This window comes from Sphingomonas vulcanisoli, assembly GCF_011761305.1.
GTDB classification, from domain to species: domain Bacteria; phylum Pseudomonadota; class Alphaproteobacteria; order Sphingomonadales; family Sphingomonadaceae; genus Sphingomonas_I; species Sphingomonas_I vulcanisoli.
Map to the genome: position 1 here is coordinate 312,702 of NZ_JAAOZC010000002.1, position 14,986 is coordinate 327,687.

Below are 14,986 nucleotides of genomic sequence, written 5' to 3' on the forward strand. Positions count from 1 at the left end.
TTCTTGCTGAGCTTGTCGAAGCACCGTCCTTCTTTCGGGACGTCGCGAAGAAGAACAGCCCTTCGACAAGCTCAGGGCGAACGGTTGGGGGGCGGTGATGCTTTGAACGGCCAATCCACCGCCCCGCCGGCGAACAGGCACCACCAGATGATCACCAGCTGAAACGGCAGCCGCGGCCCATGATAGGCCCACCCCAGCGCACCCGGCCCGCCCACCGTGAGATCATGGATCGCGTGGTTCACGTTCGCGGGGAAGACGCAGACCGCGTACAGCGCGAGCATGATGCCGGCGAAGCGCTGCATCCACGGGATCAGCGATCGGGGAATCAGCAGGCCGATCGCGCCCAAGATCTCGCAGATGCCGGTGGCGATCACGACCTGATAGGGCATCGGCACCCAATGGGGTACGATGTTCACGAACGGCTGCGGATGCGCGACGTGGAGCACGCCCGCCGCGAAATAGATCACCGCCAGCAAAACACGCAGCGCCAGCCGCCAGCGTTCGCGGGCGATCACTTGGGTTTCTTCGGAACGGTATAGTCCTTCGCGGTCTCGCGTGGCGTCGCGTCGGCCAGCGGCAGATCCTCCCAGCCGCCGCCCAAAGCCTTGTAGAGCGAGGTGAGATCGCGGCGGATCATGCCGTCGCTCTGCGCCAATTGATCCTGATCCTGCAGCACCGCCTGACGTGCGTTCAACACCTCGCCGAAGTCAACCAATCCCGTGGTATAGCGCGCCTCGACCGCCTGCGCGGAACGCTGCGCATCGGCCAGCCCGGCCTTGAGCGCATCGTTGCGCTGCTGTTCGGTGCGGATGCGGATCAGCGCATCTTCGACATCCTTGAGCGCGCCCAGCACGGCCTTTTGATAAGTGCGATAGGCCTCGTCCGCCTGCGCGCGCTTAAGCGAGACCTGCGCGGTGCGGCGGCCGAAATCGAGGATCGGGAAGCTGGCCTGCGCGGCGGCGGTGACCTGCAGGCTATCGCTGGTGAACAAATTGCCGAGCGCGGTCGAGAGCAGCGAGGGCATCGCGGTGAGCTGGATCTTGGGAAACAGATCGGCGACCGCGACACCGATATCGGCCGTGGCCGCCGCCAGCTTACGCTCGGCGGCGCGGACATCCGGGCGGCGGCGGAGCAGATCGGCGGGCAGGCCGGGCGGCACCAGCGGCGGCGCGGCCAGCACCGGGCGCGGCACGGTGAGTTCCTCGATCAGCGAATCGGGCGTGCGGCCGATCAGCGTGGCCAGCCCATGCATCTGCGCCTTGCCCTCGGCCACGATCGGCCCGACCGCCGCCTGCGCGCTGGCCAATTGCGCGCGCTGACGGACGTAATCCCCCTGCGGCAGAAGCCCCGCCTTGGCGGTGTTGCTCATGATCTGAAGGGTGCGCGTCTGGCGATCGACCTCGGCGCGGGCGATGCGTTCGCGGTCCTGCAGCGTGCGGAGCTGGAGATAATCGTCGGCGATCTCGGCGATCAGCGAGAGCTGGGCGTCGCGCGCGCTAAATTCCGCCGCCTGCTCCTGCGCGCGGGCGCTTTCCACCTGACGGCGGGCGCCACCGAACAAATCAGGCTCCCAGCTCGCATCGAAGCCGACCGAATAGGTCTTGATGCCGCCGCCGGGGATCGTGACGCCGCCGCCCGAGGTTGAACCTCTACCCGAGCCACCACCGCCGCCGAACAGCGAGCCGAGCGAAGCAATGCCCGCATTCTTGCTGAACTTCTCGTAATTGAAGCCCGCGGTGCCATCGACCGTAGGGAAGAAGCCGGCGCGCGCCTCCCGCACCTGCGCGCGCGCCTCGGCGACGCGCGCGGCGGCGATCTTCACGTCCGGCGCCTCCTGCAGCGCGATCGCGATCAGCCGATCGAGCTCGGGATCGCGATAGCCCTCCCACCAGCCCTTGAGAGAGGGCTGGGGCTGCGCGGCCAGTTCGGACGGGGCCTCGCCGAACGCGGGCGGCGCCTGGACCTCGGGCGCGCGATAGTTGGGGCCGACGGTGCAGCCCGCCAGCAGACCGAGGCCCAAAAGGGCGATTATCCTTCTCATGCGCCATGCCCCTTGCTCGTCCCTTGGCGCAGGAACAGCCCGAGCGGGACGATACACAGCACGAAGATCATGATCGCCTTATAGACATCGATATAGGCCAGCATCTGCGATTGCTGGCCGACCTGCTGGTAGAGCGTGCCCAACGCCGCATCGGCGCTGTTGGGGCCGCCGATCGTCTGGCTCAACTGATCGAGTCCCTGCACATAGTTGGGATTGAGCGGGTTCAGCGTCTCGGTGATCCGGCTCTGATGGATCTGGCCGCGCTCGATCAGCGACGATTGCGCAAGGCTGATGCCGATGCTGCCGCCGAGATTGCGCGCGACATTGAGCAAGGCCGATGCCTCGCCGGTCTTGTTGGGCGGCAGGCCGACATAAGCAGCGATCGAGATCGGGATGAACAGGAAGGGCAGCCCCGCCGCCGAAATCAGCCGCCCGAACGACGCATCGCCATAGCTCAGGGCCGTGCTCCAGCCGGTCATATAATAAAGCGCGACCGCCTGGATCAGCAGCGCGGGGATCAGCAGCAGTCTGGTATCCACCTTTCCCGCAACCATACCGACGAGCGGCATGGCGATCAGCGTGGCGAGGCCGCCGACGGTGAGCGCCAGGCCCGCATCGGTGGCGGTATAATCGAATACCTGCTGCAGCATCTGCGGGATCAACGTCGTCGTACCGAACAGCACGAATCCGGTGGTCAGCATGAACAGCATGGTGATCGCGAAGTTGCGGTTGCCGAGCATACGGATGTCGACGATCGGCTCCTTGTGGTTCCATTCCCAGAAGGCGAGACCGATCAGCGAGACGATCGAGATGATGCCGTTGGCGACGATGAAGGGCGAGGAGAACCAGCCGTCCCGCTCGCCCCGGTCGAGCATCAGCTCGAGACAGCCGAGCCCGAGCGCCACCAGCGCGAAGCCGATATAATCGACCCTGAGCCCGCCCTTCAGTTTCGCGCGCCGCTCCTTGGCGAAGATCTTGGGCTCGCAGAGGAAATGGTGGACCAGGAACAGCGAGGCGATGCCCACCGGCACGTTGATCAGGAAGATCCAGTGCCAGCTGATATTGTCGGTGATCAGCCCGCCCAGTGTCGGCCCAAGCACCGGCCCAACGACGACGACGATACCGTAGGCCGCAAACGCCTGCCCGCGCTTTTCGGGCGGGAAGGTATCGGCCAGGATCGATTGCTCCGAAGGCGCGAGGCCGCCCCCGCCGATGCCCTGGAAGATGCGTGCCAGGATCAGCAGCGGCAGGCTCGGCGCGAGGCCGCAGCACAGCGACGAGACCGTGAACAAAGCCACGGAGATCATATAATAACGCTTGCGCCCGATCACCTCGGACAGCCAGCCCGAGATCGGAATGACGATCGCGTTCGAGACGAGATAGGAGGTCAGCACCCACGCCGCCTCGTCCTGGCTCGACGAAAGACCGCCCGCGATATGGGCGAGCGAGACATTGGCGATCGAGGTATCGAGCACCTCCATGAAGGTCGCCATGCTGATGATCGCGACGATCAGCCAGGGATTATGCTTGCCCGCCGCCGATCGCTCATTGGTCCAGCCTTGGGCGGCCGCCATGGCCAACCGCCCCTAGGTCCGTTGGTCCCGGGCGAAGTCGAGGGACGTGGCGCGGGCGCTGAGCCAACGTGTCTCGACTTCGCTCGACACAAACGGGGGCGGGGAATGGCTCACGGCCGCACCGTGACGCGCGGGACTACGGACATGCCCGGCCCGATCGCGTAACGCCGCCATTCGGCGCCATCGAACAGGATGCGCACCGGCACGCGCTGCACCACCTTCACATAATTGCCGGTGGCATTCTGCGCGGGCAGCAATTGAAAGGCCTGGCCCGCGCCGCGCTGCACCGAATCGACATGGCCCGCGAATGTGACGCCCGGATAGGCATCGATGCGGATATCGACATGCTGGCCGCGGCGCATCAGCGCGAGCTGGGTCTCCTTGAAATTAGCGGTGACCCACATTTCATCGGGCACCACCGCCATCAATTGCTGGCCGGGCGCGACATAGCTGCCGACATCGACGCTGCGGTTGACGACCTGGCCATCGATCGGCGCGAGGATGCGGAGGTAGCCGACCGTGACATCGGCCTGTTGCACGCGCGCGACCGAGGCCGATCGCTGCGCGCGTGCCGCCTCCACCTGCTTGCGCGCGGCCAGCACGTTGGCCCGCGCCTGCGCGATCTGCTTGCGCGCGGCGGCGGCCTGCCCGGCGGTGCTTTCGGCATTGGCGCGGGCCTGATCGATCTGGGTGGGCGCGGCGGCGAGCGGATCGAGCCGCTTGAGCGCGAGATAGCGCGCATAATCGCGCGCCGCGCGGGCGGCATCGGCCTGCGGGCCGATCGCGTTCGCCTCCGCCTGCCGCACGGCGGCCTGGTTGGAAATCACCTGCGCCTCGGCCTGCTTGATCTGAGCGTCCGCCTGCGCGACGCCCGCCACCGCCTCGGCGCGGCTGGCATCGGGCGCGCCGGGCTCGATCACGGCGAGCAGCTGGCCCTTGTGGACGTGGCGATTGTCGGAATCGGGGACGCGGGTCAGCCGCCCGTTGGTCTGGGCGGCGATGCGGACGATGTGGGCATCGATAAAAGCGTCATCGGTCGATTCGAAGCGCCGGGCGTGCAGCCACCACAGGATGCCGGCGATGATGATGACCACCAGCACCGGAATGGCGATGAACCAGAAGATCGGTTTCTTGTAGAACGGCGGGCCGGAGTCTTCCTCCTCATCCTCGCTGTCTTTGCCTTCGGAGTCCTTGTCGCCATTCCCGGCCTTGGAAGGGTCGTCGGCATCGTCGCCGGGCTTCTTGCCGTCCTTTTCGCTCTCGTCGGAGCGATTGTCGTCTTCCGCCATGCCTCAGGCCCGAACCGAAACGGCCCGCGCGGCATCGTCTTTTGGCTGGCCCCCGGAGAACGGCATCGGATGCGAAAGTGACGAAGTCCGATAAAGTTCCACGTCTCAAAAAATCATTTTAAAAGGGCGGAAATCCGCTCTGCCGCGGCGATTCCGGTGGCGTAAGCGCCGTGCGCGGTCGAGAAATCCTGTGCCGAACAAGCCTCGCCGGAGAGCAGGATGCGATCGTCGACCGGCGCGTTTAGTATTGCCCGCGCGTCGGCATGGCCGGGCAGCGCGTGGCTGTACGATCCGCGGATGCTCGGCACTTTCGCCCAGGCCGATGCGGCGAGCGGCCGCAACCCGCGCGCGAAATCGCTGCCGAACAGCGCGCCCAGTTCTTCGCGGGCGAAGCGCAGCGCGGCGCCTTCACCCTCCGCCTCCAGCATCCGCGCGGCGCCGCCGCCGAGAAACAGCTCGATCATCGGCCGGCCGAACGGGCGGAGATAATAGCTGCCGGTCGCGGCGCGGTGTGGATTGCCGAGCAGATGCTGTTCGGGCGAAATTGCTTCCGGATCGGGAAGCGCCAGGAACAATTTATCGGCAAGGCCGAGCGGCAGGTGCGCGGCGGCGTGCAGCGCGGGATCGAAGACGCCCGGCAGCCGGATCGCGCCGCTCGCCAACACATCGCTGGATGCGGTGACGATCGCGGCCCGGGCGCGGATATCGCCGCGGTCGGTCGTCAGTCGTACGCCCCGGCCATCATGCGCGATCGCTGTGACGCAGGTGCCGAGCGCCTGCGGCAGGCGGGCGGCCTGTCCGGCGATCAGTGCGCCATAGCCCTGTGGCAAGCGCCAGTTGCGCTCGCTCGCGGCATCATCATAGGCGAGATAATCGGCGATCGAGAGTTCATCGAGCTGCGCGCCGTTGATGTAGCTCGACAGCGCCTCGATATAGCCGCGCCACGGATCGCCGGCGTCCAGCGCGTCGCTCGCGCGGTCGCTGGTCGGCGGATCAATGCGCAGGCCTTCAGAGAAAGCCTCGAACGCGGCCTGCGCGGCCTGTTGCTCGCCCGCCGAAAAGCCGAGGTTGCGATATTGCGCGCGCCAGGCCGAGGGCGAACGATCGATCGCTCCGCCTAAGCCCTCGGCTACCATCACCCAGGGATTGCGCTCGGCGCTGTGCAGCCAGCCGCAGCCCATGTCGCACGGCATGCCCTCCAGATCGACCGTCCACGCCCGCCCGCCGAGCCGGGGCAGCGCGTCGATCAGCAGCACGCTACGCCCCTGATCCGCCAGCCGCCGCGCGGCCCCGATCCCCGCCGCGCCCGCGCCGACGATCGCCACATCCACTTCGCTATCCATTAGGCGGAGAAGCCGGACAGGCCGGAGATGTTCCGGCTACGGATGGGTAACCAGCTTACTACAAAGCATCTTCCGGCCAGCCGCAGGACATGGTAGCGGCGCCGTCCCGATCCCGAGGAGCCAGTTCATCATGCGGTGGGTCATGCGGTCCAAGATCCACAATGCGACCGTCACCGAGGCGAACCTCGCCTATGTCGGTTCGATCACGATCGACGAGGATCTGCTCGACACCTGCGGGATGTGGCCCGGCGAGAAGGTGCTGGTCGTCTCCAACACCAGCGGTGCGCGGCTGGAAACCTATACGATCGCCGGGCCGCGCGGATCGGGCGCGATGTGCGTCAACGGCGCCGCGGCGCACCTGATCGGCGCGGGCGAGCAGATCATCGTTATGGGCTTCGAACTGACCGACAAACCGATCCAGCCGACGGCGATTCTGGTGGATGGCGCGAATGGTTTCGTGCGGACGCTGACCGAGAAGCCGTCGATGAGGGTGGACACGATTTTTAGCTGAGATCCTAGCATCTCCTCCTTCCGTTGGTGTCGAGCGAAGTCGAGACACGTTGGCGAGGCGCTTGCGGCATGTCCCTCGACTTCGCTCGGGACGAACGGCGTTTTTTTAGCCCGCGCGCACTACGACATTATCGATCAGCCGCGTCGTGCCCAGCCGCGCCGCAAGCGAGATCACCGCATCGCGGTCCACCCGCTCCAATTCCTCCAGTGTCTCGGCATCGGCGACGCTGACATAATCGATCGTGAAGCGCGGGTTGATTTCGACCCTCTCGCGGATTGCGGCGCGCAGCATCCCGGCATCGCGTTCCCCCTCGGCGAACAGCGCCTCGCCGTAGGAAAGCGCGCGATAGAGCAAGGGCGCCTCGGCGCGCTCCTCGGCATTGAGGTAGGCATTGCGGCTCGACATGGCGAGGCCATCCGCCTCGCGCACCGTTGGCGCGACGACCACCTCCACCGGCATATCGAGATCGCGGACCATGCGGCGCACGACGACGCACTGCTGCGCATCCTTCTGTCCGAAATAGGCGCGGGTCGGCTGGACGATGTTGAACAATTTGGCGACCACCGTCGCTACGCCCGCGAAATGGCCGGGCCGCACCGCGCCTTCCAGCGGCTCCGTCACCGGCCCCAGCTCGATCCGGGTCTGGAAACCGTCCGGATACATGTCCGCCGGCCCCGGCGTGAACACGAGGTCCGCGCCCGCCGCCTCCAGCAGCGCCAGATCGCGCGGCAGATCTCGCGGGTAGCGGCCGAGGTCCTCATGGGCGGCGAATTGGGTGGGGTTGACGAAGATGCTCACCGCCACCGCGCCGCATTCGGCCTTGGCGCGTTCGACCAGGCTGATGTGGCCCGCGTGCAGAAAGCCCATCGTCGGCACCAGCCCGAGCATCGGGAACCGCCCGCGCGCGGCGCGCACCGCGGCGACGGTCTTGACGACCTCCATCAGCCCTCGCCCAGCGCGCGCTGAAGCTCCTGCGGATCGATCGCCGCATCCTGCTCAGGCTTGGGGAAAACGCCTGCGCGGACATCCTCGGCATAGCGGCCGAGCGCAGCGGCGATGACCTCGCCCAGCTCGGCATAGCGGCCCGCATGGCGCGGCACTTTGCCCTCGGTCAGCCCGAGCAGATCGTGCCACACCTGCACCTGCCCATCGCAGCCCGCGCCCGCGCCGATGCCGATCGTCGGCACCGCCAGCCGTTCGGACACCGCCTTGGCGAGGGCGGCGGGCACCAGCTCCAGCACGATCGCGCAGACGCCCGAGGCTTCGAGCAGCAGCGCATCCTCCAGCAACTGCTTCGCCGCCGCCGCCTGCTTGGCCTGGACGCGCAGGCCGATCTGGTGCTGGGATTGCGGGGTGAAGCCAAGGTGGCCCATCACCGGCACGCCAAGCTCCGTCAGCCGCCGGACGATCGGCGCGATCGCCGCGCCGCCCTCCAGCTTGACGCAATGGACGCTGCCCTCGGCCAGCATCCGCCGCGATGCCGTGACGGCATCGGCCTCATTGGCATAAGTGAGGAAGGGCAGATCGCCGACCACCATCGCATCGCCGCTGCCCCGCGTCACCGCGGCGGCATGGCGGACCATGTCGTCGAGCGTCACGGGCAGTGTCGTGCCGTGGCCGTGCATCACCATGCCCAGCGAATCGCCGACCAGCAGCAGCGGGATGCCCGCGCGCGCCGCGATCCGCGCGGCGCTGTAATCATAAGCGGTCACCATCGGAATGCGCTCGCCCTTCTGCTTCATGCGCAGGAGATCGGCGGGCGTGATGGGCATAGAAGGGCTCCGGGATTGGGACGCCGCCACCTAGGACGGATCGATAGTCATGGCGATGGTCAATCCTCCCCTGCAAGGGGAGGTGGCATCGCGTCAGCGATGACGGAGGGGTGTCGCCCTCTCGATAGCGGGACACCCCTCCGACGCGCTTCGCGCGCCACCTCCCCTTCCAGGGGAGGATTTTGAATGGTGCGCAACCTCAGCCCTCCGTCCGCAACCTTGCACCGCGCGCTGCCATAGCCGAAAGACGCGGGCGTCTGAGGGCAGGAGGCAGGGATGAAGCGGACCGTCTGGATCGGGCTGATCGCGGCCCTGGCGTTGACCGGCGCCGCATCGGCCAAAGAGCCGATCAAGCCCGCCGCCGTGCTCACCTGGACGCAGGCGGAGCGCGCCGCCCGCTTCCCGCATATCGATCGCATCTTCCCGCACCAGATCGTGCCTGCCGGTGGCGCCGTCCATCCGCTGCCCAAGGGCAAGCCGCTGGCCGTGACCCTCGGCAAGGACGGCCATCCCGAGACGCTCGATGCCTTCCTCGCGGCGGACCATGCCGAGGGGCTACTGGTGCTGCAGGATGGCCGGGTGCGGATCGAACGCTACGGCCCCGATCTGTCGGCGACGGGCCATTGGCCGAGTTTCTCGATCGCCAAATCGGTCACCTCCACGCTCTACGGTGCGGCGATCAGGGACGGCTACATCCACAGCCTCGACGACAAGGTGACCGCTTACCTGCCCGAGATGAAGGGCAGCGCTTACGACGATGTCTCGATCCGCCAATTGCTGACGATGAGCTCGGGTGTGAAGTGGGACGAGGATTATACCAACCCCAAGTCCGATGTCGCGCGGATGTACGGCACGCCCGCCGATCCCGGTTTCGATCCGATCGTCAGCTATATGCGCAAGCTGCCGCGCGAGGCGCCCGCAGGGACCAAATGGGTCTATAAGACAGGGGAGACCGATCTCGCCGGCGTGCTGCTGATCCGTGCGACGCATAAGCCGCTGGCCACCTATCTCTCCGAGAAGATCTGGGGCCCTTATGGGATGGAGGCGCCCGCGCTGTGGATGGTCAACGATCAGAAGATGTCGCCCGGAGGCTGCTGCCTCTCGGCACGGCTGCGCGATTATGCGCGCTTCGGGCAGTTTATTCTGGAGGGCGGCAAGATCGAGGGCCGGGAGATACTCGCGCCCGGCTGGCTGGCGGCCGCGACCGCCAAGCAGATCGATAACGGCCGGCCACCCGGCGGCTATGGCTATTTCTGGTGGATCGGCGGGGACGGCACGTTCAACGGCATCGGCATCTTCGGCCAGATGCTGCACATCGATCCCAGGCGGCATCTGGTGGTGGCGGTGCTGGCGGCGTGGCCGGTCGCCTATGATGGCGCGCATGCCGCGGACCATGCCCGGCTGGTGAAGGCGATCGAGGCGGCGATCGATGGCGAGGCGCGTCATCCGTGACCTGATCCGCTTGGCCCTTGCGGGCTTGGCGGTGCTGATCGCTTGCGCCGCGCCTGCGGCGACGCTGCGCGTGGCGATCCCGCTGGAGCCGCTGATCCTCGATCCCACCGCCGGCGCCGCGATCGCGATCGACGAGGTGACCTATCACAGCATCTTCGAAGGGCTGACAACGCTGGCGGCGGACGGCGGCGTCCATCCCTTGCTGGCGACGGGCTGGACGGTATCAGTGGACGGCCTGCGCTACGATTTCCGCCTGCGCCCGGGCGTGCGCTTTCATGATGGCGAGCCGTTCGACGCGCACGCGGTGGTGTTCAGTCTCCTGCGCGCCATCGCGCCCGGATCGACCAACGCGCAGCGCGATGCGCTCGCCAACATCGCCGGGGTAGAGGCGCTTGGGCCGCTGGACGTTCGCGTCACGCTCAAGACGCCCGACGCCGATTTCCTGCGCCTGCTGAGCTATGGCGACGCGGTGATCGTGCCGCCCCAGGCGCATGATCTGGCGACGTGGCCGGTCGGCACCGGCCCGTTCCGCTTCGCCGGCTGGAGGCGCGGCAGCAGCGTCACGCTCGTCCGCAATCCGGCCTATTGGGGTGCGCCCGCATATGTCTCTGCGGTGAGCTTCCGCTTCATCGCCGATCCCAACGCCGCCTTCGCCGCGATGCGCGCGCACGATATCGATCTGTTCCTCGATTATCCCGCGCCCGAGACGCTCGGCCAGCTCCGCGCGGACCCAAGCCTTCGTATCATATCCGCCCCGTCCGAGAGCGAGGTCATCCTCGCTTTCAACCAGCGCCGCCCCGCGCTCGCCGACATCCGCGTCCGCCGCGCGATCGCCATGGCGCTGGACCGGCGCGCGATCATCGCTGGTGCGATGTACGGCTATGGTACGCCGATCGGCAGCCACTTTCCGCCGCAGAGCCCCGATTACCTCGATCTCACCGCGCTTTCCCCGCACGATCCCGCCGCAGCGCGCGCGCTGCTCGCGCAGGCCGGGCACGCCCACGATCTGGCCTTCACGCTCGACCTGCCGCCCTCCGCCTATGCGCGGCGCAGCGGCGAGATCGTCGCGGCGGAGTTGGGGGCGATCGGGATAAACGTCACGATCCGCACGCTCGATTGGGCGCGGTGGCTCGATCAGGTGCTCAAGCGCCACGATTTCGATCTGACGATCGTCAACCATGCCGAGCCGTTCGATTACGACATTTATAGGCGGCCAGACTATTATTTCGGCTACAGGAGCGCGCGGTTCGATACCCTGCTCGCGAGCCTCAAGCACACCACCGATCCCGCGCAACGCCATGCGCTCTTGCAGCAGGTGCAGCGCGTGCTGGCCGAGGATGCGGCGAACGGCTTTCTTTTCCAGATGCCGCGGCTGGGGGTGGAGGATGCGCGGCTGCACGGCGCCTGGATCAACACGCCCAATCAGGCGATCGATCTTGCCCAAGCCGAGCTTGCGGGCGGGGCTGGTGAGGGGGATCGCGCCCTTTCGCCGGCCACCCGTCTGCCCGGCATCGTCCTCGCCGCCTGTCTGACGGCAGGACTGGGCTGGCTGATCTATGCGCTCGGCTGGCGCTTCGTGCTGCGTCGGCTCACTGTGCTGCTGCTGACCTTACTGGCCGCGAGCGTCCTGATCTTCGCGCTGCTCCAGATCGTGCCCGGCGATCCCGCGCTGGCGATGATGGGGCCGGACGCTTCGCCCGCGGCGGTGGCGGCGCTGCACGATCAGCTCGGGCTCGGCGGTTTCGCGACGGCGCGTTACGGGCATTGGCTCGGCGGGATGCTGCGCGGCGATTTCGGGACGAGCTATGCCTATCGCGTGCCCGTCGGGCCGATCCTCGCCGAGCGGCTGGCGCTGTCGCTGCCGCTGGCCTTGCTGGCGACCTTGCTCTCGATCCTGATCGGCGTGCCCGCGGGCGTGCTGGCGGCGCGGCAGCGCGGCAGCTGGCTGGATCGCGGGATCGGCGCGGTGGCGAAAGTCGGAATCGCGGTGCCGAGCTTCTGGCTGGCGCTGCTGCTGATCCTGCTGTTCGCGGTGCGGCTGGGGTGCTTTGCGGCGGGAGGTTTTCCCGGCTGGGATGCGGGGATCGGCGCGGGACTGAAAGCGCTGGTGCTGCCGATCGTGGCGCTGGGCCTGCCGCAGGCGGCGATCCTGGCGCGGGTGATGCGCGCGGCCTTGCTCGATCAACTCGGTGAGGAGCATCTCCGCGCCGCCCGCGCACGCGGCCTGTCGCGCGATGCGGCGCTGTGGCGGCACGCTTTCCCCAACGCGCTGGGGCCGGTGCTGACCGTGCTCGGGCTGCAGATCCCGTTCCTCGTCGCGGGCGCGGCGATCATCGAGGCGATCTTCTTCCTGCCCGGGCTCGGCCGGCTGACGATCCAGGCGATCGGGCAGCGCGATCTGATCATGGTGCAGGGCGCGGCGATGCTGTTCGTGACGATCACGGTGGTCTCCAGCTTCGCGATCGATATCGCCCAGGCCGCGCGCGATCCGCGTTTGAGGGATGCGCGATGAGGACGGGCGCGGCGATCGTCGGGCTGTTGATCGCGGTGGCGCTGCTGTCGCTGGTCTGGACGCCGCACGATCCTGCCGCGATCGACGTCGCCGTGCGGCTGGCGCCCGCGTCGGCGGCGCATTGGCTGGGCACCGATCAACTTGGGCGGGATGTGGCAGCGATGCTGATGGCCGGCGCGCGGGTTTCGCTCGGCGTATCGATCGCGGCGATCGGCGGCGCGTTGCTGATCGGCATTCCGATCGGGCTGCTGGCGGCGGCGCGGGGCGGATGGACCGATGCGCTGCTGATGCGCAGCGCCGATATGCTCTTCGCCTTCCCGGCCTTGCTGATCGCCGTGCTGCTCGCGGCGACGCTCGGCCCCGGTGCGGGCAATGCCGCGCTGGCGATCGGGCTGTTCAACGTACCAGTGTTCGCGCGGGTGACGCGCGGCGCGGCGCGATCCTTGTGGCAGCGGGACTTCATTGCAGCGGCGCGGCTGGCAGGACGAGGCCCGCTTGCCATTTCCGCCGCGCATATCCTGCCCAACATCCTCGGGACAATCGCCGTGCAGGCGACGATCCAGCTCAGCCTCGCGCTGATCGCCGAGGCGGGGCTGTCCTATGTTGGCCTCGGCGTGCAGCCGCCAGCCCCAAGCTGGGGCCGGATGCTGGAGGAGGGGCAGACCTTGCTCGGCATCGCGCCGCGCCTTGCGATCCTGCCGGGGCTGGCGATCCTGATCGCGGTGCTCGGCTTCAGTTTGCTCGGCGACGGACTGCGCGATCGGCTGGAGCGACGATGAGCCTCCTCGATCTCCGCAACCTCTCCGTCGATTACAGTGGGCGGCGTGCGCTCGACGACGTGACGCTGGCGATCCTGCCCGGCGAGATCCTTGGCATCGTCGGCGCGAGCGGATCGGGCAAATCGACGCTGGCGCTCGCCGCGATCGGCCTGTTGCCCGACGATGCCGTGGTGAGCGGCACTGTCGCCTTCGATGGCGTGCCGATCGACACGCTTTCGGAACGGCAGCGCGATGCGCGGCGCGGCGCGGATATCGGCCTGATCTTCCAGGATCCCGCTGCCGCGCTCGATCCGCTGATGACGATCGGCGCGCAGGTCGCCGAAGCGATCCGCGCGCATCATCGCATCAGCCGCCGCGCCGTGCTGGGCCAAGCCGCCGAGACGCTGGCGCGCTGCGGCCTCGATCCCGACGAAGCCCCGCCCGGCCGCTATCCGCACCAACTTTCGGGTGGCCAGCGGCAGCGCGCCGCCATCGCCATCGCCATCGCCGCTCGACCCCGGCTGCTGATCGCCGACGAGCCCGCCACCGCGCTGGATGCGGTGACGCAGGCGCACATCCTCGCTTTGCTGCGCCGTCTGGTCGCCGAGGAGGGCATGGCGCTGGTGCTGATCAGCCATGATCTCGCGCTGGTCGCGGGTGTTGCCGATCGCCTCGCCGTGATGGCGGAGGGCCGCATTGTGGAGCAGGCGCCGACCGCAGCATTGCTCGCCAATCCCGCGAGCGAATATGCCCGCACGCTGATCGCCGCCGCCACCGCCGACATCGGACGCCACATTGATGGCGATGACGGTTCCTCCCCTGCGAGGGGAGGTGGCGCGCGCAGCGCGTCGGAGGGGTATCGCCCTATCGAAGGGGCGACACCCCTCCTTCATCCCTGCGGGCTGCGACCTCCCCTTGCAGGGAAGGACTTTGAAGGGCGATCCGTGCCGGAGACTTTGCTCGAAGCCGATCGGCTCAGCTTCGCATATCCGGGATTGGGGCCGGCGGTTTCGGACGCGAGCTTCACGATTCCGCGCGGCGCGATCGTCGCGCTGATCGGCGCGAGCGGATCGGGCAAGACCAGCCTGCTCCGCCTGATCCTCGGCCTCGCCACCCCGCGCACGGGCGAAGTGCGGATCGGCGGCCGATCGCTGACCCACGCGAAGGGCCGCAGCCTCCGCGACCTGCGCGTCCAGGTGCAGGGCGTGTTCCAGCACCCGCGCGCGAGCTTCGATCCGCGCTGGCGGGTGCGCGATATCATCGCCGAGCCGCTTGCCCTGCGCGATCAGGCCGAACCCGGCCTCATCGAACGCGCAGTCGCCCGCGTCGGGCTTGCGCCCCACCTGCTCGATCGGCTTCCCCACCAGCTTTCCGGCGGCGAGCGCCAGCGGGTCGCCATCGCGCGCGCCATCGTGATCGAGCCGAAGCTGGTGGTGCTCGATGAGGCGACATCGGCGCTCGATCCGATCAGCCACGCCGCAATCTTCGCGCTGATCGCGCGGCTGGCCGATGAACAAGGCATCGCCTTCCTGATCGCCACGCACGATCTGGTGATGATGCGCGGCTTCGCCGATCGGTTGATCGTGATGGAAGCGGGCCGGATCGTCGAACAGGGTGCCACCGCGCAGTTGCTCGTCGACCCCACGCACCCCAGTCTGCGCGCGCTGATCGCCGCGACTCCGGCGCTGGCCTTCGATCTTGTGCCGGGGGCTGTCGCCTCTTAACTTCACGAGC

At 67.8% G+C, this 14,986-nt stretch carries 12 protein-coding genes; 5 read left to right on the forward strand and 7 right to left on the reverse strand.

The window, feature by feature from the left end:
• Positions 1–71 precede the first annotated feature (71 nt).
• From FHS31_RS05645 to FHS31_RS05665, 5 genes are all read right to left on the reverse strand, one after another.
• Positions 72–515 carry a DoxX family protein gene (locus FHS31_RS05645; RefSeq protein WP_167072389.1) on the reverse strand — a complete coding sequence of 148 codons (444 nt, stop codon included), beginning with the start codon at positions 513–515 and terminating at the stop codon, positions 72–74.
• Positions 512–2,041, reverse strand: coding sequence for an efflux transporter outer membrane subunit (locus FHS31_RS05650; RefSeq protein WP_167072390.1), 1,530 nt, complete (start codon positions 2,039–2,041; stop codon positions 512–514). The genes FHS31_RS05645 and FHS31_RS05650 overlap by 4 nt, the downstream gene beginning before the upstream one ends.
• A complete protein-coding gene (locus FHS31_RS05655) occupies positions 2,038–3,615 on the reverse strand; it encodes a DHA2 family efflux MFS transporter permease subunit (protein WP_243843285.1) in 1,578 nt (525 codons plus the stop codon). The genes FHS31_RS05650 and FHS31_RS05655 overlap by 4 nt, the downstream gene beginning before the upstream one ends.
• Before the next feature lie 110 nt (positions 3,616–3,725).
• Positions 3,726–4,904, reverse strand: coding sequence for an HlyD family secretion protein (locus FHS31_RS05660; protein WP_167072392.1), 1,179 nt, complete (start codon positions 4,902–4,904; stop codon positions 3,726–3,728).
• 113 nt (positions 4,905–5,017) lie between these two features.
• Entirely contained in the window at positions 5,018–6,247 is a 1,230-nt protein-coding gene (locus FHS31_RS05665) for a flavin monoamine oxidase family protein (RefSeq protein ID WP_167072393.1), read from the reverse strand.
• A gap of 130 nt (positions 6,248–6,377) precedes the next feature.
• Here FHS31_RS05665 and panD point away from each other — a divergent pair, with 130 nt between their 5' ends.
• The gene (panD, locus tag FHS31_RS05670; RefSeq protein ID WP_167072394.1) at positions 6,378–6,758 is read left to right on the forward strand and encodes an aspartate 1-decarboxylase; all 381 of its coding nucleotides are present in this window, start codon (positions 6,378–6,380) and stop codon (positions 6,756–6,758) included.
• A gap of 105 nt (positions 6,759–6,863) precedes the next feature.
• Here panD and panC read toward each other — a convergent pair whose 3' ends face one another.
• Together panC and panB are read right to left on the reverse strand one after the other, a co-directional pair.
• Entirely contained in the window at positions 6,864–7,700 is an 837-nt protein-coding gene (gene panC, locus FHS31_RS05675; RefSeq protein WP_167072395.1) for a pantoate--beta-alanine ligase, read from the reverse strand.
• Positions 7,700–8,530: a 3-methyl-2-oxobutanoate hydroxymethyltransferase gene (gene panB, locus FHS31_RS05680; protein WP_167072396.1), complete on the reverse strand. Its 831-nt coding sequence runs from the start codon at positions 8,528–8,530 to the stop codon at positions 7,700–7,702. Before panB ends, panC begins: the two co-directional genes overlap by 1 nt.
• Before the next feature lie 276 nt (positions 8,531–8,806).
• On the opposite strand from panB, the gene FHS31_RS05685 reads away from it, so the two are divergent.
• Genes FHS31_RS05685 through nikE form a run of 4 tightly spaced genes read left to right on the forward strand, consistent with a single transcriptional unit; the run spans position 8,807 to position 14,976 of the window.
• Positions 8,807–9,982: a serine hydrolase domain-containing protein gene (locus tag FHS31_RS05685; RefSeq protein WP_167072397.1), complete on the forward strand. Its 1,176-nt coding sequence runs from the start codon at positions 8,807–8,809 to the stop codon at positions 9,980–9,982.
• Entirely contained in the window at positions 9,960–12,494 is a 2,535-nt protein-coding gene (locus FHS31_RS05690) for an ABC transporter substrate-binding protein (protein ID WP_167072398.1), read from the forward strand. Before FHS31_RS05685 ends, FHS31_RS05690 begins: the two co-directional genes overlap by 23 nt.
• Positions 12,491–13,273, forward strand: a complete 783-nt coding sequence (locus tag FHS31_RS05695) for an ABC transporter permease (protein ID WP_167072399.1) — start codon at positions 12,491–12,493, stop codon at positions 13,271–13,273. Before FHS31_RS05690 ends, FHS31_RS05695 begins: the two co-directional genes overlap by 4 nt.
• The gene (gene nikE, locus FHS31_RS05700; RefSeq protein ID WP_167072400.1) at positions 13,270–14,976 is read left to right on the forward strand and encodes a nickel ABC transporter ATP-binding protein NikE; all 1,707 of its coding nucleotides are present in this window, start codon (positions 13,270–13,272) and stop codon (positions 14,974–14,976) included. The genes FHS31_RS05695 and nikE overlap by 4 nt, the downstream gene beginning before the upstream one ends.
• Positions 14,977–14,986 lie beyond the last annotated feature (10 nt).